This window comes from Pararoseomonas sp. SCSIO 73927 (genome assembly GCF_037040815.1).
GTDB lineage: Bacteria > Pseudomonadota > Alphaproteobacteria > Acetobacterales > Acetobacteraceae > Roseomonas.
The window spans coordinates 5007162-5029338 of the sequence record NZ_CP146232.1; the positions used below are offsets into that span (position 1 = coordinate 5007162).

The following is a 22177-nucleotide window of genomic DNA, read 5'->3' on the forward strand; positions in this document are numbered from 1 at the left end:
AACTTACCCCGCTTTCCCGTCGCCGACAGGGCGGCGGAGCCGGAAGCTGGCATGCGCCGCCCCGCTCAATCCTCCCGGACGTAGAGCTTGTAGCCCTCGATCTCGCCCTGCTGCCGGTAGTGCCGGAACGCTTCCGCGAAGAGGGGGTGGCGGTTGAAGTACTCGATGAAGTCGAACTCCTTCCCGCACCAGGGAATGCCGACATGCCGCGTCACCAGCACCGCGGACGGCGGGGCGGCCGCGAAGACCTCCGCCACGGTGCGGAAGACGAAGTACTCGGCCCGGGACATCTCCCAGGTCTCGCGGTAGCGCTCCCCGCTCTCGGGGCAGGTGCTGTTCGCCCCCTGCAGCAGCCACAGGTTCATGAAGGGCAGCGTGGACTGGCTCCGGGCATAGTTCAGCGCCGGGTAGATCGGCCAGATGTCGGGCGTCAGGACCAGCAGCCGCTCGTTCCAGGCGTGCTCCCTCAGCCAGGCGGTCAGGCGCCCGGCCTTGGCGGTCTCGAACTCGATCTCACGGTACGGCGCCTCCCCTCCGCGCACCATGCCCAGGCACAGCGCCGCGGCCAGCAGGGCGGAGAGGGCCGGCGCCGCCCGGCGGGCACGGGCGGAGGGCAGCGCGCCGTCCAGCCAGCGCGCCGCCATCAGCCCGCCCGCCAGCCCGCCCAGCATGAAGGTGGGCGCCACGTGGTAGGTCCAGCCCTTGTGCTGCACCCAGGCCGCGAGGAAGGCCCCGCCCATCGCGGCCCAGAGCGCCAGCACCAGCGGCCCGCCCGGCCGCGCCAGGCAGGCGGCGGAGACCAGCGCCAGCGCCAGCGCCGCCACCGACATGTTCGGCGTCAGCAGCGCGCTGAGCGCGGAGAGCCCGCCGAGATCGACGTAGTAGTCCCAGACCAGGGGCAGGACATGCCCGAAGAAGTCGGGGAAGAGCAGGGGGATGGAGGCCAGGTAGAGCAGCCAGACCCCCGCCAAGCTCCAGGGCACCGGGTCCTTCAGCGCCCGCAGCGCCCCCGCCCAGCCGGCCGTGGCGGCCGCGCGCAGCAGCACCGCCGCCTCCACCAGCAGCGGCACGCCGAGGAAGTGCGGCTTCAGCGCGAAGCCCAGCGCCGCCAGCACCGCCACCCCGAAGGTCATCCGCCGGCCCGTGGGCATGCCCAGCATCCGCCGCGCCGCCAGCACCGCGTAGGGAATGGCGGCGCCGCCCATCAGCACCTCGCGCTGGCCGAAATCATAGCCCGGCAGCACCAGGGCCAGCGGCACCAGCGCGCCCAGCGCCGCCCGCTCCACCGGCCCCAGCGGCATGTCCCGCGCCATCCGCGCCACCAGCCACCAGCACAGCCCTGCCAGCGCCACGAGACAGAGGAGAAGCGCCCCCACCCCGTCCAGCGGCGTCCATTCCGCGAGATAGCCGGGGACGAGGTTCAGCACGAAGATCAGCGGTGGGTTGACGTCGATCAGCTCGGAGTACAGCCGCTCCCCCGCGATCCAGCGCTGGGTGAAGTTCAGCACCGCCGCCACGTCGTGGTTCAGCGGCGGAGAGAGCACGACGGCGAGGAAGAAGAGCGCCGGCAGCAGCGCCACCGCCCGCCAGAGCCGCCCGGCCAGGGCGGGCGAGACCGCCATCGACGCCAGTACGGGGCGGCGCCCGATCGAGACGCCTGGCGCCTGGTTGGGCAGGGAGGGGGGGACGGGAGCGTTCATGCCGGAGGGATCTGCGGTCGCATCCTGTGTGGGCGGGGCGGGCGGCGCAACCGGCGCCACCCGGCCTGCGGGGTTTGTACCCCCGAACCCCTTAACAATGGACAGGGATTGCGGCGGCCCCTGGGCGGGGCTGCCTTGTCCCCGCCGCACCCCCCTGCCACAAGCGGCCCGCTGGAGCGGACGGGGAGGCCCCCACCGCTCCCCCTCCCCCGCCGGATCCCTGGTCCGGGCCGCCAGGCCCTCGGAGCCCCGCTTGGAAGACGCCGAATACGACCTGATGGACGCCGCGGAGGACGGCATGTGGTGGTACCGCGCCGTCCACGCCCGCCTGCTGGACGTGCTGCGTCGCCGCCCCGGCCGGGCCGCCCTGCCCGTGCTGGACGCCGGCTGCGGCACGGGCGGCTTCCTCCGCCGCTTCTCCAACTCCATCCCCCGCGCCGCCATCGGGCTGGACTACAACCCCCGCGCCGCCGGCCGCGCCGCTGCCAAGTCCGGCCTGCCCGCTGCCGGCGGCACGGTGAACGCCCTGCCCTTCCCCGATGCCAGCTTCGGCGCCGCCGTCTCCGTGGACGTGATCTGCCACGCCGGCGTGGACGAGGCGGCGGCCCTGGCGGAGCTGCGCCGCGTCCTCGCCCCCGGCGCCACCCTCGTGCTGAACCTGCCCGCCTATGCCTGGCTGCACTCCGCCCACGACCTGCGGGTGCACACGGCGCGGCGCTACACCACCGCCGGCGCCGCGCAACTTCTCCGCCGCGCCGGCTTCGCCGAGGTCTCGGCCGGCTACTGGAACAGCGTCCTGCTCCCTCTCATGGTCGTGCAGCGCAAGGTCCTGGCCCGGGGCGAGGGCCATGCGAGCGACGTGTCGGAGTTCCCGCGCTGGCTGGACCGCCTCCTCTACGGCGCGACGGAGGCGGAGCGCCGCCTTCCCCTGCCCATGCCCGCCGGCGGCTCCGTGCTGGTTGCCGCAACCCGCCCTTGATGCGCCATTCTTCCGACGCATCCGTCCCACCAACTGTCCGGCCATCACCCGCCGAGGACCCGCCCGCCATGCGGAACCAGGAAGGCCCCATGCCCAGCGTCGCCCCCTTCGCCGAGACGGTCGGCCTCTCCATCGTCGTGCCCGTGTACCGGGGCGCGGCCACGGTCGGCACCCTCGTCGCCGCGCTCTCGGAGCTCCGCCCGGCGGGCGGGATCGAGATCGTGCTGGTGAATGACGGCTCCCCCGACAATTCCGGCGAGGTCTGCCGGGCGCTGGCCGAGACAGCCACCGTCCCCCTCACCTATGTCGAGCACGCCCGGAACTTCGGCGAGCACAACGCGGTCATGTCCGGCCTCCGCGTCGCGCGCGGCGCCTACGTCATCACCATGGACGACGACCTGCAGAACCCGCCGGAGGAGGTGCTGAAGCTCTACGACCACGCCCGCCTCGGCGGCTTCGACGTGGTCTACACCCGTTACGCGGTGAAGGAGCACGAGGGCTGGCGCAACCTCGGCAGCCGCTTCGCCAACGGCGTCGCGGACCTGCTGATCGATAAGCCGAAGGGCCTCTATCTCTCCTCCTTCCGCTGCATGTCCGCGCTGGTCGTGCGGGAGATCACGCGCTACGCCGGCCCCTACCCCTATATCGACGGCCTGATCATGCAGGTGACGCAGCGCATCGACTCGATCGAGGTGCGCCACCTCAAGCGCGCGGAGGGGCACAGCAACTACACGCTGCGCCGCCTCGTGCGGCTCTGGCTCAACCTCGCCACCAACTTCTCGCTCCTCCCCGTGCGCCTCGCCGTCTTCGCGGGCGTCGCCATGGGCGTGCTCGGCGTGATCGCCGCGCTCTTCGTGATCGCGGAGGCGCTGACGGGCGACCCGCCCTCCGGCTGGGCCTCCACCATGACGGTGACGCTGCTCATCTCCGGCGTGCAGTTCCTCATCCTCGGCGTGCTCGGGGAATATGTCGGCCGCGCCTTCCTCTCGGCCAACGGCACGCCCCAGGGCGTGGTGCGCGAGGTGGTGCGCGCGCGCCCCGCCATGCCCCGGGTGGAGGACGCGGCATGACCCTGCACTGGCTCATGCTGGCGGCCGCCATCCTCACCTCGCTGGGCGGCCAGGTGCTGCTGAAGTCCGGCGCGGTGGCGGAGGGCGGCTTCGTCTCCCAGCTCTTCCGCCCCCAGACCATCCTCGGCCTCGGCCTCTACGGCGGCGCCGCCCTCCTCTACATCGTGGCGCTGCGGAAGATCCCGATGTCGGTCGCCCTGCCCTGCACCGCCGCCTCCTACGTCGTGGCGGTGCTGGTTGGCCACTTCGCCTTCGGCGAGGCGCTGGGCGCGCAGAAGATCGCCGCCATCGCCCTCATCAGCGCCGGCGTCGTCGTCCTCGCCACGGCCTGAGGGGCGCGGCGTGCGGATCGCGGCGGCGCTGCTCCTCCTGGCCGCGTGCCGGACGGAGGGCGCGCCGCCCGCCTGTCCCGCCGGCACCTCCCCCGCCGCCGTCTCGGAGCTCGCCTTCGGCCGCAACGGGCCGGACGGCGCCCTCCGCGTCACCGAGACCGACTGGGCCGCCTTCCTGGAGGAGGAGGTCACCCCGCGCTTCCCCGACGGCCTCACCGCTCTCGACGCCGCGGGCCAGTGGCGCGGTCCCGATGGGCGCGCGGCACGGGAGCCGTCGAAGCTTCTCTGGCTGGTGATGCCGGGCACGACACTTGAGGAGGCGGGCGCCAGGACGAGGCCGCTCGTGGACACCTACAGGCGCCGCTTTCAGCAGGAGAGCGTCCTCGCCGTGCACCGCATCGCGTGCGCGTCGCTGCCGGGTGAATAAATGGGAACATGAACGAAGGCTGAACGGCTCCGGCCCGCGGGCGGGAGCCTAGTCGTCCTCGTCCAGCGGACCGAGATGGCGGCTGAAGCTCGCGGCGAGCTGGGAGCGAAGCTTCAGCTCCTGAACCGCCCCGCCGGCTCCGGGCGCCTCCGTCAGGCACCGTTGCAACTCCCGGCGGAGTCGTCCGACGGTTTCGCGCCGCCTCTCCGGCGGAACGTCGCTGAGAATCTTCCGCATGGCGGTCTCCACCGCGGCGTCGATCCCCTGCAGCGTCAGCGTTCCGGCGTTTCGCGAGCCCATCATCACCCTGCGTTCTGCTCATCGTCGGAAAGACAGGATGACATCTTACTATCCGGGCCGCGCGCGACCACTCCCTATGTTGCCATCCCGGAAAAAGTTTAGGTGAACAGGGATGCGGACCCTGGAAGTTCGTGGAAAGAGGGCCGCGCTGAGGGCCGTCCCAGCGCCCTTCCTCGGGCCAGTTCCGCCCGGGACACCGGAAACGTCGCGCCGAATCGCTGCCGAGACGGGCCAGATTTTCGACAGGCCGCCCAGCGGCCTGTCCGGTGGGGTCGCGGAGCACGCACACCCGGCGCAGAAGGCGGCCGGAGCCGCCCCCGCCGGGGCGCCCTAGTGAACGAGGACCGGCGCCATCTCGTGCTGGAGAATGGCGGCGATCGCGAGCGCCTCGGTCGGCGCCGCGCCGATCGGGGTGCCGTCGGCGGCGTGGATGGCCACGGCCTGGGTGCCGTTGACGGTCACCGGGCGGATATAGGCCATCTCCTGCGCGCCGAACTGGGCCCAGTCCACGGCGGAGAGGTTGCGGAGGGTGGTGATCGGGGTCGGGTTCATCGCTCTGCTCCTCGCCCGCAGCCGGAATGGCCTGCAGGCCGGTAACGCCCGGCGCGCGTCCCGGTTCGGCAAGGCGCTACGGGCGGGGTTTGTTGGGGCCGTGCTTGCTGGGGCCGTGGGGCCTCAGGCGTCGCCGTCCACCATGGGGCGGGTGCGGCCGTTGATCTGAATGGTCCGGACGCGGACCTCGGGCTGTGGCCGCCGCAGTTCCACGTGCAGCAGCCCGTTGTCGAGCCAGGCGCCCTCGATCTCGATTCCCTCGGCGATCACGAAGGCCCGCTGGAACTGGCGGGCGGCGATTCCGCGGTGAAGGAAGATTCGCCCCTCGGAGTCGTCCTTCTGCCGCCCGCGGATCACTAGCTGGTTGTCCTCCTGCGTGATCTGCAGGTCGTCCATGGCGAAGCCGGCGACGGCGAGAGTGATCCGCAGCCGGTCGGCGGCGGTCTGCTCGATGTTGTAGGGCGGGTAGCCGTCCGAGGTCTTCTGCACCCGGTCGAGCATCTGCTCGAGATGGTCGAAGCCCAGGAACAACGGCGATCCGAAGACCGGCGAGCGCGACATGAGGCGGCATCCTTGAGAAAGCGAAGCCACAGGGACGAAGGGAGGCCACTGGAGCCGGCCCAGGGAGGCACCGGCCAACGGCTTCGCATATTGGCAACCGCGGGGGAGGTTGCAAGCCGGCAACCCGTGGCCGCGGCGCCACGGCCCGCAGCGGCCGCCGAGCCCTGCTCGCTGCCGGATACCCACCCCGCAATTCCACTCGGGAGGGATCGGCCCTACATGACGCGCACGCCATGACCGACGACGCTCCCATCCTCCCCATCCTGCTTCATCCCGCGCCGATCCTGCGCGCCAGGGCCCGTGCGGTTGCCGAGGGCGACGGCGACCGGGTGCGCGACCTCGCCGCCCGCATGCTCGCGACGATGTACAAGGCCCCCGGCATCGGCCTCGCGGCGCCGCAGGTGGGCGAGGGCCTCCGCCTCGTCGTCCTCGACGTCGCGCGGGAGGGTGAGCCGCCGGCCCCCATGGTGCTGGTCAACCCCGAGGTCGTGGCGGCGAGCGAGGAGCGCGCCCTGCGAGAGGAGGGCTGCCTCTCCATCCCCGGCCAGTACGCCGAGGTGGAGCGCCCGGCCCGCGTGAAGGCGCGCTGGCGCGAGCTGGACGGCACCCGGCGCGAGGTGGAGGCGGACGGCCTGCTGGCCACCTGCCTGCAGCACGAGATCGACCACCTGGACGGCGTGATGTTCACCGACCACCTCAGCCCGCTGAAGCGGAACATGCTGATCAAGAAGTTCCTGAAGGAGCAGAAGCTCAAGTCTCGCGAGGCGATGTGAGTCCCTTGCGCCTCGCCTTCATGGGCAGCCCCGGCTTCTCCGTGCCGGCACTGCGGGCGCTGCACGCGGCGGGGCATGAGATCGCGATGGTCTATGCCCAGCCCCCCCGCCCCGCCGGGCGGGGGCAGCGGGAGACGCCCTGCCCCGTGCACCAGGCGGCCCTGGATCTGGGTCTGCCCGTGCGCACGCCCGCGCGAGTCCGCAAGAGCACGGCCGAGCACGAGGCCTTCGCCGCGCTGGGCCTCGACGCGGCCGTGGTCGCCGCCTACGGGCTGATCCTGCCGAGGCCGATGCTGGACGCGCCCCGCCTGGGCTGCCTGAACATCCACGCCAGCCTGCTGCCGCGCTGGCGCGGCGCCGCCCCGATCCAGGCCGCCGTGCTGGCGGGGGATGCGGAGACAGGCATCACCATCATGCGCATGGATGAGGGGCTGGACACCGGCCCGATGCTGCTCCGCGAATCCCTGCCCCTCGGCCCGCGCGCGACGACGCCGGAGGTGCACGACGCGCTCTCCGAGATGGGCGCGCGCCTGATCCTGCGCGCGCTGGAGGAGGCGCCTTCCCCCGTGCCCCAGCCGGAGGAGGGCGCGGCCTACGCGCCGAAGCTGGGCAAGGAGGACGGGCGGCTGGACTGGTCGGAGCCCTCCGTCGCACTCGATCGCCGCGTGCGGGCCATGAATCCCTGGCCCGGCGCCTTCACCGCCTGGAACGGCGAGACCCTGCGCGTTTTGGCCGCCGAGCCCGCGCCCGGCGCTGGCAGGCCGGGCACCGTGCTGGACGACGCGCTGCTGGTCGCTTGCGGCGAGGGTGCCCTGCGTTTGAGCCGCGTGCAGCGCGCCGGCAAGGCGGCGATGGACGCCCCAGCCTTCCTGCGCGGCACCCCCGTGCCGCCCGGCACGGCCCTGGGCTGAGATGCCGCGCTACGCCCTGTTGATCGAGTACGACGGGACGCCCTTCGTCGGCTGGCAGCGGCAGAAGGACGGCCTCTCCGTCCAGCAGGTGCTGGAGGAAGCCGCCGCGCCGCTGAACGGCGGGGTGGAGCCGGTGATCGGCGCCGCCGGGCGCACGGATGCCGGGGTGCACGCGGAAGGCCAGGTGGCGGGAGTCGATCTCGCCGCCGACCTGCCGGTGGAGCGGGTGCGGGAGGCGCTGAACACCCGTTCCCGGCCGCACCCGATCGCCGTGCTCTCCGTCACCCGCCCGCCGGAGGACTGGAGCGCCCGCTTCTCGGCCGTGCACCGGGCCTACCGCTACCGCATCCTGAACCGCCGCGCCCGGCCGGGCCTGGACCTCGGCCGCGTGTGGCACGTGCCGCAGCGGCTGGACGCGGAGGCGATGCACGAGGCGGCGCAGGGCCTGCTGGGCCACCACGACTTCTCCGCCTTTCGCGCCGCCGCTTGCCAGGCGAAGGACGCGCTGCGGACGCTGGACCGGCTGGACGTCTCCCGCCACGGCGAGGAGATCGAGGTGCGGGTGGAGGCGCGGAGCTTCCTGCACCACCAGGTCCGGAACATGGTGGGCACGCTGGCGCAGGTCGGGCGCGGTCTGCGGCCGGTGAACTGGCCGCGCCAGGTGCTGGACACGCGGGACCGGAGGCGCGCCGGCCAGACGGCGCCGGCGGAAGGTCTCTGCTTCGTGTCCGTCCGATACGACCCCGGACTCGTCTGGGAGTGCTAGAGCCGCTCCCGTTCCGGCCGAGCCGCCGGGGCTGAGCGGCACCGAAGACGGGCTCACGCGGCCGGGGCACAGGGGGTGCCGCTCCGGGAGCCCGGCGCCGCGCCCCGGGCCGCCGCGCGCGGGAGGGGAAAGGCAGGCCATGACGACGCGCCCGACGGAGACACCGCTGGCCTGGCTCGGCGCCCTGCGGCTCGGCATCGGGCTCGGCCAGGGCGTGGCCCTCTACGCCCTCGGCACCCTCGTGCGGGGCGCCGGCGTGCACCCGCTGGTCACGGCCCATCCCCGCGCCTACGGCGTGGCCGTGCTGCTGGCCGGGCTGGCGCCCTTCCCGCTCCTCCTCGGGCTGGGACACTTCCGCCCGCGGGTGCTGGCGGGCTGGGTGCTCGCCGCGGCGCTGCTGATCCTTGGCCTGGGCTGGCACGACCTCGGCCAGAACGCGCGGCCGGACCTGCCCCTGCCGAGCCCGCGCCTGGTCGTCGCCCTCTCCGCCATCCTCTTCATCGGGCACGCGCTGCTCGCCGCGCGGGAGGCGGACCGGGCCCGGGGCGGGCGCGGCCTGCCGCGCTACGCCGACCTGTTCGAGGCCTCCTGGCGCGGCGCGCTCCAGCTCGCCCAGGCGGTGGCCTTCGTCGGCAGCTTCTGGATCGTCTTCTGGGTCGGCGACCAAATGTTCCGCGCCATCGGCATCGGGGCGCTGAACAGCCTCGCCCGGCGCCACGCCTTCGTCCTACCCGTCAGCTTCGGGCTGGGCGCCCTCGCGGTCCACGCGGCCGACGCGCGGGAGGACATGGCGCGCGGGCTGCGCCGGCTGGCGCTGGGGCTGGAAGCCTGGCTGACCCCCCTGCTGGCCGTGCTGGTGGCCGCCTTCCTCCTGGCCCTGCCGGTCACCGGGCTCGGGCCACTCCTGGCCCGCAGCTACGCCATCCCCTCTCTCCTCTTCGCGGCCGCAATGCTGGTGCTGCTGACCAACGCCGTGCACCAGGACGGGCGGGAGGCGCCGCCGCGCCTGCTGGACCTCTCGGCGCGGCTCGCCGGCATCCTCCTCGTGCCGCTCACGGCGCTGGCGGCCTGGGGCCTGGCGTTGCGGGTCCTCGAGTACGGCTGGACCGAGGCCCGGGTGGCGGGCGCGGCGGCGCTGGTGCTGCTGGCCCTCTACGCCCTCGGCTACGCCGCCGCGGCGCTCCGGCCGGGGATGCGGCTGCTGGAGCCCGTGAACGTCCTCGCGGCCGGCGTCGCGATCCTCGTCCTCGCCGCCCTGAACACGCCCCTGGCCGACCCCGTGCGCCTCTCGGTCGCGAGCCAGACGGGGCGGCTGCTGCGCGGGGAGGTGCCGCCCGAGCGCTTCGACTTCGCCTGGCTGGCGCGGGCCGGGCGCGACGGCCGGCAGGCGCGGGAGGCGCTGCTGACGAACCCCAACCCGGTCATCGCCGAGCGCGCGGGGAACCGGGCGCGGCCCCGGCGCAGCTGGGAGGCGCCCGTCGCGCGAGGTCCGGTGCGGCTGGAGGCGGCGCCCGCGGGCGCCGCCCTCCCGGCGGGCCTTCTGGCGGCCGTCGAGGCGGAGCTGCAGGGGGCGGCCGCCGAGGCCTCGCGGCCGCAGTGCACGGAGCCCGGCTGCGTCGCGCGCGCCCTGCCGCTCGAGGGCCGGGAGGCCTGGCTGGTGGGGCCCGTCCACGGCGACTTCTGGGCCATGGTGCCGAAGGGCGAGGGCTGGCGGCGCCTGGCGATCTACCGCGCCCCCTTCCACTGCCGGGAGAGGGCACGCGGGGGCATCGCCGAGACCGGCCCGCGCCCCCTGCCGCCGCGCCTGCCGGAGCTGGAGGCGAACGGGGTGCGGCTGGAGCCGGTGCTGCCGCGCCGGGACTGCGGCTGAGCGCGGGCCACCGCTATCCCGGCCGGGAGCGCTCCTCCAGCAGCCGCTTCAGCGCGCGGAACACGCCGGCGGTGAAGGCCGTGGCGGAGAGGCGCAGGAGGAGCGGCCCGGCGAGGCTGACGGGGCCGCGCACCGCGCCGTCGTAGCGCCAGCACAGCAGCGTGCCGCCGGCCTCCGGGAGAAGATCGATCCTTCCCGTGGCGGTGCCACTGCCGAAGGGACCGTCGGCGCGGCCGGAGACGGCGAGGCCGCCCGCCCCGTCCTCCGCGCGCAGGGCGACGGCCTGGCGGCCGCGGAAGGGGCCGACCCCGAGCCCGAGCACGGCCGTGTAGCCGCCCTCCCCGTCCCCGGCGACGCGCTCCGCGCCGGGGATGATGCGGGCGAGGACAGCGGGATCCAGGATCGCGGCCCGCACGGCCGTGGGCACGGCGCGGAGCGGGATCCGGCCCTCCGCCCGCAGGGGCCGCACGCGGCTCAGCCCTTCGCCCCCGGAATTCCGGCTTTCCGGGTTCTGGCTTCCCGGGCCTTGGCCTCTTGGGCCCGCGCCGCGCTCTCGCGTCGCAGCGGCCGTGCCACCGGGCAGGCCTCCTGCACGAAGCCGTTCAGGGTGTTCACGAGGCTGTCCGGCACCTGCCGGTAGAAGACGTACTGGCCGCGCTTCTCGCTCCCTACCAGCCCCGCAGCCTCCAGCACGGAGAGGTGCTGGGAGATGGAGGCGCGGGTCATCTCGAACCGCGCGGCGATCTCCCCCGCGCTCAGCTCGCCATGGGCGAGGAGGGCGAGGATGCGCCGCCGGGCGGCGGAGGCGAGGGCTTCGAAGACGCGCTGCATGGTGGCTCGGGCCAGATGTAGGCGAGAGGCGGCGGGTTGACCACCGGCCTCCTCGGTATTTAGTTTATTTCCTAAATACCGACACGGAGGAGCGCCATGAGCTGCCTTTCGACGGAGCGGGTGGTCGCGGGCCCGGAGGTCTCGGCCACGGACGGCCGGGTGGAATGGGCGCCCGCCCGCTCCCTCTGGATCGGCGGGATGACGCTGGCCGCGCTGGGGCTCGGGCCGGTCTTCGTCACGCCCGGGGCGGTGGCGCTGTTCCTCGTGACGAGCGGGGTGACGCTGTGCCTCGGGCACTCCATCGGGCTGCACCGGCTGGTGATCCACCGCAGCTTCGAGGCGCCGCTGTGGCTGGAGCGCGCGCTGGCCTGGCTCGGCACGCTGGTGGGCATGGCCGGGCCGCTCGGCATGGTGCGCCTGCACGACACGCGCGACTGGGCCCAGCGCCAATCGGCCTGCCACGACCTGCACGCGCACCGCGCGCCGGCATGGAAGGACGCGTGGTGGCAGATGCACTGCCGGCTGGTGCTGGCCCGACCGCCGCGCTTCCTGCCCGAACCGCGGCTGCGCGAGGACCGCGTCCTGCGCTGGCTGGAGGCGACGTGGATGCTGCAGCAGGTGCCGCTCGGCGCGGCCTTCTTCCTCATCGGCGGGATGCCCTGGCTCGTCTGGGGCATCGCGGTGCGGGTGGCGGTGAGCGTGACCGGGCACTGGGCCGTCGGCCACGTCACGCACCGGCGCGGGCCGCAGGGCTGGGCGGTGGACGGCACCGCCGTGCAGGGCCACGACCTGCCCGCGGCGGCGCTGATCACCTTCGGCGAGGCCTGGCACGGCAACCACCACGCCTGGCCGGGATCGGCGAGGCTCGGGGTGGAGAAGGGGCAGGCCGACCCGGGCTGGTGGGTGCTGGTGGCGCTGCGGCGGATCGGGCTCGTGCGGGGCCTGCGGGAACCGCGGCACCTGACCCCGCGCGAGGGCTTGCGAAGGATCGGGGCCGGAGCCCCGATCCCCCAAGGGGTGGCTACAGCCCGGCCTGCGTCACGAACTTCGTGACGAGATAGCCCTCGAGCGCCTCGGACCCGCCCTCGCTGCCGTAGCCGCTGTCCTTCACGCCGCCGAAGGGCACCTCGGGGAGCGCGAGGCCGAGGTGGTTGATCGTCATCATGCCCGTTTCCACCCGCGCGCCGAGGGCCTGGGCCGTGGTGGCGGAGCCGGTGAAGGCGTAGGCCGCGAGGCCGAAGGGCAGGCGGTTGGACTCGCTCACCACCTCGTCCAGGTCGGAGAAGCGATTCACGAGCGCCAGCGGACCGAAGGGCTCCTCGTTCATCGCCCGCGCGTCCAGCGGCACCTCGGAGATGACGGTCGGCTCGTAGAAGTAGCCCTTGTTGCCGATGCGCTTGCCGCCGGTCTGCAGCTTCGCCCCGCGGCCCACCGCGTCCTGCACCAGCGTCTCGATGGTGGGGATGCGGCGGTCATTCGCCAGCGGGCCCATCTGGACCCCCTCCTCGGTGCCGTTGCCGACCTTGATGGTCTTCACGTGGTTAGTGAAGGTCTCCAGGAACTGGTCGAAGCTCCGCTCCTGCACCAGGAAGCGCGTGGGGGAGACGCAGACCTGGCCGGCGTTGCGGAACTTCGCGGCGGCAAGGGTCTTGGCCGCCTTCTGCACGTCCGCGTCGTCGAACACGATGGCCGGGGCGTGGCCGCCCAGCTCCATCGTCGCGCGCTTCATGTGCTGGCCGGCGAGGCCGGCGAGCATCTTGCCCACGGGGGTGGAGCCGGTGAAGGTGATCTTGCGGATCACGGGGTGCGGGATGAGGTAGCTGCTGATTTCGGCCGGCACGCCGTAGACCAGCTGCACCACGCCCTTCGGCACGCCCGCGTCGATGAAGGCGCGGATCAGCTCGGCCGGAGATGCCGGCGTCTCCTCCGGCGCCTTCACGATGATGGAGCAGCCCGTGGCCAGCGCGGCGGAGAGCTTGCGGACCACCTGGTTGATCGGGAAGTTCCAGGGCGTGAAGGCGGCCACCGGCCCGACCGGCTCGCGGAGCGAGAGCTGGTACACGCCCTCCGCCCGCGCCGGGATCACGCGGCCATAGGCGCGGCGCCCTTCCTCGGCCATCCACTCGATGATGTCGGCGCCGGCCAGCGTCTCCATCCTTGCCTCGGCGAGCGGCTTGCCCTGCTCGGCCGTCATCATGGCGGCGATGGAATCGGCGCGGGAGCGAAGGATGTCGGCCGCCTTCCGCATCAGCTTGTAGCGCTCGAAGACCGAGGTCTTGCGCCACACCTCGAAGCCGCGCTGCGCCGCCTCCAGCGCCTCGTCCAGATCCGCGCGCTCGGCATGGGCGACGGTGCCGATCACCTCCTCCGTGGCGGGGTTGATGATCTCGATCGTCTTGCCGGAGCGCGCGTCGCGCCACTCGCCGTCGATGTGAAGCTGGACCTTGGGGTAGGAGCTGGGCGGGTAATCGGCCATGGTCTGCGTCTCCGTCAGATGACGAGTTCGATGAGGAAGGGCCCGGGGCGGCTGACGCTCTGGGCGAGGAGGTCGGCCAGGGTCTCCAGCGTGGTGGCCCTCGCGGCCTCCACGCCCATGCCCTCGGCGATCTTCACCCAGTTGAGGTCCGGGTTGCCCAGATCAAGCATGTTCATCGCCGTCGGCCCGGGATTGGCGCCCACGCCGGCGTACTCGCCGATGAGGATCTGGTACTTGCGGTTGGAGAGGATGATCGTGGTGACCGGGAGCTTCTCCCGCGCCTGGGTCCAGAGCGACTGGAGGCTGTACATCGCCGACCCGTCCGCCTGCAGGCTGATGGTCCGGCGCCCCCCGCCGGCCCCGATCGCGGCGCCGGTCGCCACCGGCATCCCGTCCCCGATGGCGCCGCCTGTCAGCTGAAGCCAGTCATGCGGCGGGGCGACATGGGTCAGCGGGAAGAAGCCGCGGCCGTAGGAGACGCTCTCGTCGGAGATGATGGCGCCCTCCGGCATCAGGGCGGCGACGACGTTCGCCACGCCCTCCGGGCTCGGCGCGCCGCGCGGGGCGTCCGGGCGTGGGCCGGGATCGGGGATCGCGGCCTCGGGGGCGCCCAGCTCGTCCGCCAGCGCCGCCAGCGCGGCCCCGGCATCGCCCTCCAGCCGGGTCAGCACGTGGAACACCGCGTCCTCCCGGTTGTGAAAGGAGGGCTTGCCGGGATAGGCGAAGAAGGAAACCGGCGGCTTCGCGTTCACCAGCACGATGTGCTCGTAATCGGCGAGCGCCTTGCGGGCGACCTCCCCGACATAGGGCACGCGCTCCAGCTGCGGCCGGCCGCGGCCGCGGGCGATGCGGGCATTGGACCCCTCGGCCAGCAGCTTCGCGCCGGTGGCCTGCGCGATGCGCCAGGCCAGGGCCGTGTTCTCGGCGCGCAGGGCCGGGCCGCCGAGAAGGATGAGGACGCTGCCGCCCTTCTCCCGCAGGACCTTCGCCACCTTCCCCACCGTCGCCGGATCGGGCGCCACGGCGGCCGGGACCGGAAGCGCTTCCGCCACCTCGCCGCCCTCGTCCCAGGAAGCGTCGGAGGGCAGGATCAGTGTGGCGATCCCGCCAGGGGCGGCCCGCGCCTCCTGCACCGCCACGGCCGCGTCCCGCCCGACATCGGCGGACCTCGCCGTGGTGCGGACCCAGGCGGAGACCGGGCGGGCCCAGCCCTCCGTATCGGCCGTCAGCTGCGCGTCGTGCGGGCGGTGGTAGGTGGCCTGATCGCCCACGATGTTGACGATGCCGCTGCGCGCGCGCCGCGCGTTGTGCAGGTTGCCCAGCCCGTTCGCCAGGCCCGGGCCGCAGTGCAGCAGGGTGCAGGCCGGCTTCCCGGACAGGCGGAAGTAGCCGTCCGCCATGCCGGTCACCACGTTCTCCTGCAGGCCGAGGACGCAGCGCATGCCGGGGATGGTGTCCAGCGCCGCCACGAAGTGCATCTCGCTCGTGCCGGGATTGGCGAAGCAGGTGTCCACCCCGGACTTCAGCAGCGTGTGGACAAGGCTCTGGGCACCGTTCACCGGCTTCGACTCCCCTTCTGAACGGGGCGCAAGTTGCGCGCGGCGGGCGGCCGCCGCAAGCCGGGGCGGGGCCGCGGCTTTCGAAAAGGCGAGCGTTCTCACGGGGAATACAGCAGAATTCGGGCCGGGCGAGGCGCCTTCAGCCTTGCCCCGGCGGCGCCCGCGGCGCAATTTCCGGCCTCCGCGCGCGAGGGGCATTGGAACCATGGGCACCACGATTTCCGGCGAGACGACGGCCGACATCCCGGAGGGCCCGACCAACGCCGCCCTGCAGAAGCGGCGCGAGGCGGCGGTGCCGCGCGGCCTCGGCATCTCCCTCCCCGTCTTCGCCGCGAAGGCGAAGGGCTCCGAGATCACGGACGTAGAGGGCAAGCGCTACATCGACTTCGGCGGCGGCATCGCCGTGCTGAACACCGGCCACCTGCACCCGAAGGTGAAGGCCGCCGTGCAGGCGCAGCTGGAGAACTTCTCCCACACCTGCGTCCAGGTGACGCCCTATGAGAGCTACATCCGCCTCGCGGAGCGCCTGAACGCCATCGCCCCCGTGCGCGGCCCGGCCAAGACCATCTTCCTGACCACGGGCGCGGAAGCGGTGGAGAACGCGGTGAAGATCGCCCGCGCCCACACGGGCCGCCCGGGCGTCATCGCCTTCTCCGGCGCCTTCCACGGCCGCACGCTGCTGGGCATGGCCCTCACGGGCAAGGTGGTGCCCTACAAGGTGGGCTTCGGCCCCATGCCGGCCGACATCTACCACCTGCCCTTCCCCGTGGTCTACCACGGCAAGGAGGTGGCGCAGACGCTCGACGCCATCGAGACCCTGTTCAAGTCCGACATCGACCCGAACCGGATTGCGGCCTTCATCATCGAGCCCGTGCAGGGCGAGGGCGGGTTCTACCAGGCGCAGCCGGAGCTGATGCAGGGCCTGCGCGAGATCGCCGACAAGTACGGCATCCTGCTGATTGCGGACGAGGTGCAGACCGGCTTCGCGCGCACCGGCAAGATGTTCGCCATGGAGCACACTGGGGTAAAGGCGGACCTCGTGACGATGGCGAAGTCGCTGGCCGGCGGCTTCCCCCTCTCCGCCGTCTCCGGCACCGCCTCCATCATGGACGCGCCGAACGTGGGCGGCCTCGGCGGCACCTATGGCGGCTCCCCGCTCGGCTGCGCGGCGGCCAACGCTGTGCTGGACGTGATCGAGGAGGAAGGCCTCATCGAGCGCGCCAACGAGATCGGGAACCTAATCGTGGCCCGCATCAAGGAGCTGCAGAACAGCAACTCCCTCAAGGGCATCGTCGGTGACATCCGCCAGGTCGGCGGCATGGTGGCGATGGAGCTCGTGGCCGACGGCGACGCCGACAGGCCGGACCCCGATCTCACCCGCGCCCTGGTGGCGCGCGCCGCGGAGAAGGGCCTCGTCCTGCTCTCCTGCGGCGTGCGGGCGAACGTGATCCGCTTCCTCTGCCCCCTCACCACCTCCGACGCGCTGGTGAACGAGGGCATGGACAAGCTGGCCGAGGCGCTGCGCGAGTGCGTGGCGGAGCGCGCGCAGGCCTGACGCGATGCTTGAGGATATCCGCAGGGCGCTTCTGTTCGGGGCGCCCTGCGGCGCGCTCTCCGTCATCGTCTTCCGCGACTCGACTCTGTTCCTGCTGCACCACCTCTTCAAGGTGATGCCGCTGGCCGCCTACGTGCAGACGGTCGGCTGGCACGGGCTGCCCTGGGTGTGGTGGTTCGTGGCCTGGGGTGCTCTGGGCGGCGTCATCATCGGGCTGGCGCTGCGACTGCTGCCCTTCGCGGACCTGCTGACGGGCGCGGTGCTCGGCGTGGCGGCGGCCTACCTGCTGCCGCAGCGCCTGCCGGCCTCCTCCCCCGCCTGGGTGCTGCCGCTGATCGGCGCGGCCTGGGGCTGGGGCAGCGCCTTCCTCATGCGGCCCCTGGCGCTGCGTGGGCGGGACTGAGCGCCGGATCCTCGGTGTCGCGCTGGCCGGCGGGCTGGCGCGGCGCATGGGGGGCGGGGACAAGGCGCTGCTGCCCCTGGGCGGGCGGCCAATGCTCTCCATCCTGCTGGAACGGCTCGCGCCCCAGGTGGCGGCGCTCGCGATCAGCGCGAACGGCGATCCCGCGCGCTTCGGGGATGCGGCGCCGGGCGTGCCGGTGCTGCCCGATCCCCTCCCCGGCTTCCCCGGCCCGCTGGCGGGCGTGCTGGCGGGGATGGAACATGCCGCCCGTCTCGGCCTGGAACTCGTGCTCACCGTGCCGGGCGACACGCCGCTGATCCCGGCGGACCTCGCCGCGCGGCTGCGGGACGCGGCATCGCCGATCGCCTGTGCCGCCTCGTCCGGCAGGGCGCACCCGCCCGTGGGCCTCTGGCCGGTGGCGCTGCGCGAGACCCTGCGGCAGGCCATTGCCGCCGGCGAGGGTAAGGTGAGCCGCTGGGCCGGCCGGCACGGCTGCGCCGCGGTGGAATGGCCTGGGGACCCCTTCCTGAACGCCAACGCGCCGCAGGACCTGGCCGCGCTGGAGGAGGCGCTGGCCCGGGGCGCCTGACGCCCCGGGCCGGTCCCGGTCAGGCCGGCGTCGGCGCGCTCTCCGGCAGCACCCCGTCCCGCTTCAGCTCCGCCCAGAAGTCGGGCGGGATCGGCCGGCGCATCAGCTCCAGGTTCTCCCGCACCCGCTCCGGCCTCTTCGTGCCGGGAATGACGGAGGCCACCACCGGGTGCGCCGCGCAGAACTGCAGCGCGGCCGCGCGCAGGTCCACGCCGTGCCGCGCGGCGATCGCGGCCAGCCGGTCCCGCGCCTGCACCTTGTCGGAGGAGGCCTGCTGGTACTCGAAGGTGCTGCCGCCGGCGATGAGGCCGGAATTGTACGGCCCGCCGACGACCACGTGCACGCCCCGCTCCTCGCAGCGCGGGAACAGCGTCTCCAGCGCCGGCTGGTTCAGCAGGGAGTAGCGGCCGGCGAGGAGGAACACGTCCGGGTCCGCCCGCTCCAGCGCCATGACGCAGGGCTCCACCCGGTTCACGCCGAGGCCCCAGGCGCGGATCACCCCCTCCTCCCGCAACCGCGTCAGCGCCACCGCCGCGCCCTTCATCGCGGTGTCGAACACCTCCAGCCAGCGCTCACCGTGCGCGTCCTCCGCGCAGTCGTGGATGTAGGCCACGTCGATGCGCGCGAGCCCGAGCCGCTGCAGGCTGTCCTCGATGGAGCGGCGCACGCCGTCGGCCGAGTAGTCGTAGTCCGAGCGGAAGGGCAGGCCGGCGACGAAGGGGCCGTGCTTCCCGCCCTTGGTCGCGTCCGCGCGCAGCAGCCGGCCGACCTTGGTGGAGAGCACGTACTCGTCCCGCGGGAGGTTCCGCAGCACCTCGCCGAAGCGGTGCTCGGAGATGCCGGGCCCGTACTCGGGCGCGGTGTCGAAGTAGCGGATGCCGGCGTCCCAGGCGGCCTCCAGCGTCGCGCGGGAATCCGCGTCCGACACGATCTCAAACATGTTGCCAAGGGGCGCGCCGCCGAAGCCGATCGGGCCGGGCGGGGCGAAGTGCTGCGTCATCGGAAAGCGTCCAAGCCGTTCGCCCCATAGGTGCGCCGCGGCGGCCCGCATTCCAGGGGCCTCACGCGGCTGGGAGTGGCCCTGGTGAGGGCCAGGGCATCGCGTGCTCCAGAACCAGCGCGCCGACGCCGGCGATGTCGTCCAGCGCGGCGTGCGGCAGGCCGACGGACGGCGGGATATCGGCCGCCACCGCCCGGATCGCCGCGTCCTCCGGGTGCAGCCAGGGCTTTCCGTTGGCCGCGCGGTGAACCTCGATCTTCGGGATCGGGTCGCGCTTGAAGCCCTCCACGATCACCAGGTCCACGGGGTCCAGATAGGCCAGCAGCTCCGGCAGCCGCGGCTCCGGCGCACCGCGCAGCTCCGTCATCAGCGCCCAGCGGTTCGCGGAGGCGACGAGCACCTGGGCGGCCCCGGCCTGCCGGTGCGTGTGGCTGTCCTTGCCCGGCCGGTCCACGTCGAAGGCGTGGTGCGCGTGCTTGATCGTGGAGACCGCCAGCCCCCTTCCCTTCAGCCAGGGGATCAGGGCGGCGAGCAGGGTGGTCTTGCCGGCCCCGCTCCACCCGGCGAGTCCGATCACCCGCATGGCGGTTCAGGCGCGGTCATGGCAGGGGCTGTAGAGCGGGCGGACGGGGCGCGCCAGGGGGCCGGGTTGTCCGGACCGGGCCGCGGCCCAACTCTGGCGGCGAACAGAGGATCGACCGATGCCCGACACCAACCTTCGCGTCCTTCTCCGCGCCCGCCCCGAGGGGAAGGTCGGCCCCGAGCACTTCGAGGTGCGGGAGGAGGCCCTCCCCTCCCCCCGCCCCGGGGAGGTGCTGCTGCGGAACCGCTACCTCTCCCTGGACCCTTACATGCGCGGCCGGATGAGCGCCGCGAAGTCCTACGCCGCCCCGGTGGGGATCGGCGAGGTCATGGTCGGCCAGACCGTGGCCGAGGTGGTGGAGGACCCGACCGGCACCTTCAGGCCCGGAGATGTCGTTCTGGGCGGCGCCGGCTGGCAGCGCTTCTGCTGCGTCCCCGCGGGGGGCCTGCGGAAGCTGGATCCGGATCTGGCGCCCCTGACCACGGCCCTCGGCGTGCTGGGGATGCCCGGCACCACCGCCTGGGTGGGGGTGACGGAGATGTCCCGGCCGAAGCCCGGCGAGACCTACGTCGTCACGGCCGCCTCGGGCGCCGTGGGCGGGGTGGCCGGGCAGATCGCGCGGCGCATGGGCGCGCGCGTGGTCGGCATCGCCGGCGGGCCGGAGAAGTGCGCCTTCGTGACGGAGGAGCTGGGCTTCGACGCCTGCGTGGACCACAAGGCGCCGGACTTTCCCGACTTGCTGGCCAGGGCCTGCCCGGACGGCATCGACGGCTACTTTGAGAATGTCGGCGGCGCCGTGCAGAAGGCCGCCTGGCCGCTGATGAACGAGTTCGCCCGGCTGGCCTTCTGCGGCTCCATCGCCGAGTACCAGGAGGCGGAGCCGCCGCCCGGCCCGAACCTCGGGGCGATCACCCGCAAGAAGATGAGCCTGCGCGGCTTCATCGTCGGCGACCACCCCCGCGCCTTCGCGGAGTGGCGGCGGACCGGCGCGCGCTGGGTGAAGGACGGCTCCCTGAAGTACAGGGAGGACGTGGTGCGCGGGCTGGAGAAGGCGCCGGAGGCCTTCATGGGCCTGCTGGCCGGCCGGAATTTCGGCAAGCTCGTCATCGACCTGGGCTGAGGCGGCGGGAAGGTGTCGGCCCCGACCGGGCCGGACGCCTTCCGCGACGCGGAGCCGCCGGCGCAAGCAAGGGCCGGACCCGCGGATCGCCGGTGCGGGAGGCCCAGCGCCGGCCCCACCTCCGCGGGGGAACCGGCGGCGCGGCCGCGCCGGAAGGCCTGATCAGGCGGCCACGTGCACCCCCGGCCGGCGCCCGTCGTTCCACGCCCCGCCGATCGCGCGCTCCACCTGCGCGGCCAGCTGCAGCAGCAGCCCGTCCCCCGCCTGCCGCGCCTGCGCCTGGATGCCCAGCGGCAGCCCGCTCTCCTGCCATCCCAGCGGAAGGGAGATGGCGGGAATGCCGCAGAGGTTCGACAGCGGCGTATAGGCGAAGTTGCGCCAGAGATTGGCGAACCAGTCGTGGACGTCGGGGTTGTCGCTGATCGTCAGGTACTCGGTCGTGCCGATCACCGGAGTCGGCAGCGCCGTCACCGGCGTGAGGATGATGTCCCACCTCTCCAGGAACTCCCCGAAGCCGCGGGACGTGGCGTTGAACACCGCCTGCATCCGCGCCCGTTCCGTGTAGGAGGTGTGCAGCCCCGCCTCCCAGATCCGGATGTTCACCGGCTCCACGAGGTCCGCCGGCGGGCGCTCCAGCCCCAGCGCGCCGATCAGGTTGTTCACGGTCTGCGCGAAGTTGCTGATGTAGCAGGTGGTCTGCGCCGCGAAGGCGGCCGGGAAATCCACCTCCGGCAGCGCCCAGTCCACCTGGTGGCCGAGGGATTCCAGCAGCCGCCCCGCCCGCTCCAGCTCCGCCACGAAGTGCGGCACGGCCCGGTACTCGCCCCACGCGTGGGACAGGGCGATTCGCAGGGGCGGCGGGTCGCGGCGGATCAGCTCCGCATAGGGCTCGGGCGCGGTCCAGTAGGGCATGAACTCGCCCGGCGCGCCGCCGCGGCAGGCATCCACGAAGGCGGCGGTGTCCCGCACCGTGCGCGTGTGGCAGCCCTGGATGGAGACGAGGCCCGTGAGGTCCGAGGCATGGGGCGCGATGGAGAAGACCCCGCGCGAGGGCTTCAGCCCGATATTCCCCGTGGCACCGGCCGGGATGCGGATGGAGCCCCCGCCATCCGTCGCGTGGGAGATGGGCAGCGCCCCGGCCGAGACGATGGCGGCGGTGCCGGCCGAGGAGCCGTTGGTGGTGTAGCCCGTGTGCCAGGGGTTGCGCGTGACGTAGACGGCCGGGTTCTCGGCGGAGGAGCAGCAGCCGAACTCCGGGGTGGTGCTGCGCCCGATGATGTTGAGCCCGGCGGCGCGGATCCTCCCGGCCAGGAAGCTGTCTGCCGGCGCGCGGTTCCCGCGCATGAGGCGCGAGCCCATCTCCTGCAACCGCCCCTTCAGGGTGGGGCCCAGGTCCTTCATGAGATAGGGCACCCCGGCGAAGGGCCCGTCCGTATCCGTGCCGTTGCCGCGCGGGTCCGCCACCGCGTCCGCGAACACCTCCACCACGGCGGAGAGGGCGGGGTCCACCCGCGCGATCCCCGCGGCGGCCTGGGCGGCGAGCTCGGCGGGCGTCACCTCGCCGGCGCGGACACGCCCGGCCAGGGCCGTGGCGTCGTGGCGCGCCCACTCGTCCCAGCTCATCGCAAGCGTCACGCCGCCCTCCGCCCCGTGGTGCGGATCGAGGCTAGATCAGGGGAGTCCCCGGTCAAGGCCGCCGCGCGGGGCTGCCGCGCGGCGCACCGGTGCCCCCACGCGTCCCCTTCCGCCACGGGGGCGGAATGGCCGGCGCTGTGGCCCGCGCGCCCCTGGGCAGGCGGGGGATCCTGCGGGATGGTTCG

Annotated in this window: 24 protein-coding genes; 13 read left to right on the plus strand and 11 right to left on the minus strand. The window is 73.4% G+C overall.

All coding sequences use genetic code 11. The annotated features are described in order from the left end of the window. Positions 1-65: 65 nt before the first annotated feature. A complete protein-coding gene (locus tag VQH23_RS23655; protein ID WP_338663120.1) occupies positions 66-1700 on the minus strand; it encodes a hypothetical protein in 1635 nt (544 codons plus the stop codon). A 253-nt stretch (positions 1701-1953) separates the two neighbouring features. Here VQH23_RS23655 and VQH23_RS23660 point away from each other — a divergent pair, with 253 nt between their 5' ends. From VQH23_RS23660 to VQH23_RS23675, 4 genes are all read left to right on the plus strand, one after another. After that, positions 1954-2679 (plus strand): methyltransferase domain-containing protein, encoded by a 726-nt coding sequence (locus tag VQH23_RS23660; protein ID WP_338663121.1) that lies wholly within the window; start codon positions 1954-1956, stop codon positions 2677-2679. Between the two features lie 89 nt (positions 2680-2768). Then, positions 2769-3749: a glycosyltransferase family 2 protein gene (locus tag VQH23_RS23665; protein ID WP_338663122.1), complete on the plus strand. Its 981-nt coding sequence runs from the start codon at positions 2769-2771 to the stop codon at positions 3747-3749. After that, positions 3746-4081 carry a multidrug transporter gene (locus VQH23_RS23670; RefSeq protein WP_338663123.1) on the plus strand — a complete coding sequence of 112 codons (336 nt, stop codon included), beginning with the start codon at positions 3746-3748 and terminating at the stop codon, positions 4079-4081. Before VQH23_RS23665 ends, VQH23_RS23670 begins: the two co-directional genes overlap by 4 nt. Positions 4082-4091: 10 nt before the next feature. Then, the gene (locus VQH23_RS23675; protein ID WP_338663124.1) at positions 4092-4508 is read left to right on the plus strand and encodes a DUF3574 domain-containing protein; all 417 of its coding nucleotides are present in this window, start codon (positions 4092-4094) and stop codon (positions 4506-4508) included. A 48-nt stretch (positions 4509-4556) separates the two neighbouring features. Here VQH23_RS23675 and VQH23_RS23680 read toward each other — a convergent pair whose 3' ends face one another. The 3 genes from VQH23_RS23680 to VQH23_RS23690 form a co-directional block, all read right to left on the minus strand. Further along, positions 4557-4811, minus strand: a complete 255-nt coding sequence (locus VQH23_RS23680; RefSeq protein ID WP_338663125.1) for a hypothetical protein — start codon at positions 4809-4811, stop codon at positions 4557-4559. 327 nt (positions 4812-5138) lie between these two features. Beyond that, positions 5139-5360 carry a DUF1150 family protein gene (locus VQH23_RS23685; protein ID WP_338663126.1) on the minus strand — a complete coding sequence of 74 codons (222 nt, stop codon included), beginning with the start codon at positions 5358-5360 and terminating at the stop codon, positions 5139-5141. A 123-nt stretch (positions 5361-5483) separates the two neighbouring features. Then, positions 5484-5921, minus strand: coding sequence for an Hsp20 family protein (locus tag VQH23_RS23690; RefSeq protein WP_338663127.1), 438 nt, complete (start codon positions 5919-5921; stop codon positions 5484-5486). Between the two features lie 233 nt (positions 5922-6154). On the opposite strand from VQH23_RS23690, the gene def reads away from it, so the two are divergent. From def to VQH23_RS23710, 4 genes are all read left to right on the plus strand, one after another. After that, positions 6155-6694 (plus strand): peptide deformylase, encoded by a 540-nt coding sequence (def, locus tag VQH23_RS23695; RefSeq protein ID WP_338663128.1) that lies wholly within the window; start codon positions 6155-6157, stop codon positions 6692-6694. Positions 6695-6699: 5 nt separating this feature from the next. Continuing rightward, a complete protein-coding gene (fmt, locus tag VQH23_RS23700; protein ID WP_338663129.1) occupies positions 6700-7605 on the plus strand; it encodes a methionyl-tRNA formyltransferase in 906 nt (301 codons plus the stop codon). A gap of 1 nt (position 7606) precedes the next feature. After that, positions 7607-8371 (plus strand): tRNA pseudouridine(38-40) synthase TruA, encoded by a 765-nt coding sequence (gene truA, locus VQH23_RS23705; RefSeq protein WP_338663130.1) that lies wholly within the window; start codon positions 7607-7609, stop codon positions 8369-8371. 139 nt (positions 8372-8510) lie between these two features. Further along, positions 8511-10241 (plus strand): DUF4153 domain-containing protein, encoded by a 1731-nt coding sequence (locus tag VQH23_RS23710; RefSeq protein ID WP_338663131.1) that lies wholly within the window; start codon positions 8511-8513, stop codon positions 10239-10241. Positions 10242-10254: 13 nt separating this feature from the next. On the opposite strand, the gene VQH23_RS23715 is transcribed toward VQH23_RS23710, so the two are convergent. Next, the gene (locus VQH23_RS23715) at positions 10255-10710 is read right to left on the minus strand and encodes an SRPBCC domain-containing protein (protein WP_338663132.1); all 456 of its coding nucleotides are present in this window, start codon (positions 10708-10710) and stop codon (positions 10255-10257) included. Positions 10711-10715: 5 nt separating this feature from the next. Next, positions 10716-11072 carry a metalloregulator ArsR/SmtB family transcription factor gene (locus tag VQH23_RS23720; RefSeq protein WP_338663133.1) on the minus strand — a complete coding sequence of 119 codons (357 nt, stop codon included), beginning with the start codon at positions 11070-11072 and terminating at the stop codon, positions 10716-10718. Positions 11073-11168: 96 nt separating this feature from the next. Here VQH23_RS23720 and VQH23_RS23725 point away from each other — a divergent pair, with 96 nt between their 5' ends. Beyond that, entirely contained in the window at positions 11169-12125 is a 957-nt protein-coding gene (locus tag VQH23_RS23725; protein WP_338663135.1) for an acyl-CoA desaturase, read from the plus strand. On the opposite strand, the gene VQH23_RS23730 is transcribed toward VQH23_RS23725, so the two are convergent. Together VQH23_RS23730 and VQH23_RS23735 are read right to left on the minus strand one after the other, a co-directional pair. Further along, entirely contained in the window at positions 12094-13548 is a 1455-nt protein-coding gene (locus tag VQH23_RS23730; RefSeq protein ID WP_338663136.1) for an NAD-dependent succinate-semialdehyde dehydrogenase, read from the minus strand. The genes VQH23_RS23725 and VQH23_RS23730 overlap by 32 nt on opposite strands. 14 nt (positions 13549-13562) lie before the next feature. Next, a complete protein-coding gene (locus VQH23_RS23735; RefSeq protein ID WP_338663137.1) occupies positions 13563-15107 on the minus strand; it encodes an acetolactate synthase large subunit in 1545 nt (514 codons plus the stop codon). A 205-nt stretch (positions 15108-15312) separates the two neighbouring features. On the opposite strand from VQH23_RS23735, the gene gabT reads away from it, so the two are divergent. From gabT to mobA, 3 genes are read left to right on the plus strand one after another with little or no spacing between them, the layout of a single operon-like run. Next, positions 15313-16662, plus strand: coding sequence for a 4-aminobutyrate--2-oxoglutarate transaminase (gene gabT / locus VQH23_RS23740; protein WP_338663138.1), 1350 nt, complete (start codon positions 15313-15315; stop codon positions 16660-16662). A 4-nt stretch (positions 16663-16666) separates the two neighbouring features. After that, positions 16667-17065 (plus strand): hypothetical protein, encoded by a 399-nt coding sequence (locus VQH23_RS23745; protein ID WP_338663139.1) that lies wholly within the window; start codon positions 16667-16669, stop codon positions 17063-17065. Next, on the plus strand, positions 17052-17654 hold the full coding sequence (gene mobA / locus VQH23_RS23750; protein ID WP_338663140.1) for a molybdenum cofactor guanylyltransferase MobA: 603 nt from the start codon (positions 17052-17054) through the stop codon (positions 17652-17654). The genes VQH23_RS23745 and mobA overlap by 14 nt, the downstream gene beginning before the upstream one ends. A gap of 19 nt (positions 17655-17673) precedes the next feature. On the opposite strand, the gene VQH23_RS23755 is transcribed toward mobA, so the two are convergent. Further along, complete coding sequence (locus VQH23_RS23755) at positions 17674-18654, minus strand: aldo/keto reductase (RefSeq protein ID WP_338663141.1); 981 nt, start codon at positions 18652-18654, stop codon at positions 17674-17676. A gap of 61 nt (positions 18655-18715) precedes the next feature. Beyond that, a complete protein-coding gene (mobB, locus tag VQH23_RS23760; protein ID WP_338663142.1) occupies positions 18716-19237 on the minus strand; it encodes a molybdopterin-guanine dinucleotide biosynthesis protein B in 522 nt (173 codons plus the stop codon). 118 nt (positions 19238-19355) lie between these two features. On the opposite strand from mobB, the gene VQH23_RS23765 reads away from it, so the two are divergent. Continuing rightward, positions 19356-20357 carry an NADP-dependent oxidoreductase gene (locus tag VQH23_RS23765; RefSeq protein WP_338663143.1) on the plus strand — a complete coding sequence of 334 codons (1002 nt, stop codon included), beginning with the start codon at positions 19356-19358 and terminating at the stop codon, positions 20355-20357. A 162-nt stretch (positions 20358-20519) separates the two neighbouring features. Here VQH23_RS23765 and VQH23_RS23770 read toward each other — a convergent pair whose 3' ends face one another. After that, complete coding sequence (locus VQH23_RS23770) at positions 20520-21992, minus strand: amidase (RefSeq protein ID WP_338663144.1); 1473 nt, start codon at positions 21990-21992, stop codon at positions 20520-20522. Positions 21993-22177: the final 185 nt, after the last annotated feature.

Bases quoted from the DNA above. Each gene is read 5' to 3' on its own strand.
- VQH23_RS23655 (WP_338663120.1), bottom strand. From the start codon at position 1,700: ATGAACGCTCCCGTCCCCCCCTCCCTGCCCAACCAGGCGCCAGGCGTC.
- VQH23_RS23680 (WP_338663125.1), bottom strand. From the start codon at position 4,811: ATGATGGGCTCGCGAAACGCCGGAACGCTGACGCTGCAGGGGATCGAC.
- mobB (WP_338663142.1), bottom strand. From the start codon at position 19,237: ATGCGGGTGATCGGACTCGCCGGGTGGAGCGGGGCCGGCAAGACCACC.
- VQH23_RS23710 (WP_338663131.1), top strand. From the start codon at position 8,511: ATGACGACGCGCCCGACGGAGACACCGCTGGCCTGGCTCGGCGCCCTG.
- VQH23_RS23725 (WP_338663135.1), top strand. From the start codon at position 11,169: ATGAGCTGCCTTTCGACGGAGCGGGTGGTCGCGGGCCCGGAGGTCTCG.
- VQH23_RS23755 (WP_338663141.1), bottom strand. From the start codon at position 18,654: ATGACGCAGCACTTCGCCCCGCCCGGCCCGATCGGCTTCGGCGGCGCG.
- VQH23_RS23690 (WP_338663127.1), bottom strand. From the start codon at position 5,921: ATGTCGCGCTCGCCGGTCTTCGGATCGCCGTTGTTCCTGGGCTTCGAC.
- truA (WP_338663130.1), top strand. From the start codon at position 7,607: ATGCCGCGCTACGCCCTGTTGATCGAGTACGACGGGACGCCCTTCGTC.
- gabT (WP_338663138.1), top strand. From the start codon at position 15,313: ATGGGCACCACGATTTCCGGCGAGACGACGGCCGACATCCCGGAGGGC.
- VQH23_RS23720 (WP_338663133.1), bottom strand. From the start codon at position 11,072: ATGCAGCGCGTCTTCGAAGCCCTCGCCTCCGCCGCCCGGCGGCGCATC.
- VQH23_RS23665 (WP_338663122.1), top strand. From the start codon at position 2,769: ATGCCCAGCGTCGCCCCCTTCGCCGAGACGGTCGGCCTCTCCATCGTC.
- VQH23_RS23685 (WP_338663126.1), bottom strand. From the start codon at position 5,360: ATGAACCCGACCCCGATCACCACCCTCCGCAACCTCTCCGCCGTGGAC.
- VQH23_RS23730 (WP_338663136.1), bottom strand. From the start codon at position 13,548: ATGGCCGATTACCCGCCCAGCTCCTACCCCAAGGTCCAGCTTCACATC.
- VQH23_RS23670 (WP_338663123.1), top strand. From the start codon at position 3,746: ATGACCCTGCACTGGCTCATGCTGGCGGCCGCCATCCTCACCTCGCTG.
- VQH23_RS23745 (WP_338663139.1), top strand. From the start codon at position 16,667: ATGCTTGAGGATATCCGCAGGGCGCTTCTGTTCGGGGCGCCCTGCGGC.
- def (WP_338663128.1), top strand. From the start codon at position 6,155: ATGACCGACGACGCTCCCATCCTCCCCATCCTGCTTCATCCCGCGCCG.
- VQH23_RS23765 (WP_338663143.1), top strand. From the start codon at position 19,356: ATGCCCGACACCAACCTTCGCGTCCTTCTCCGCGCCCGCCCCGAGGGG.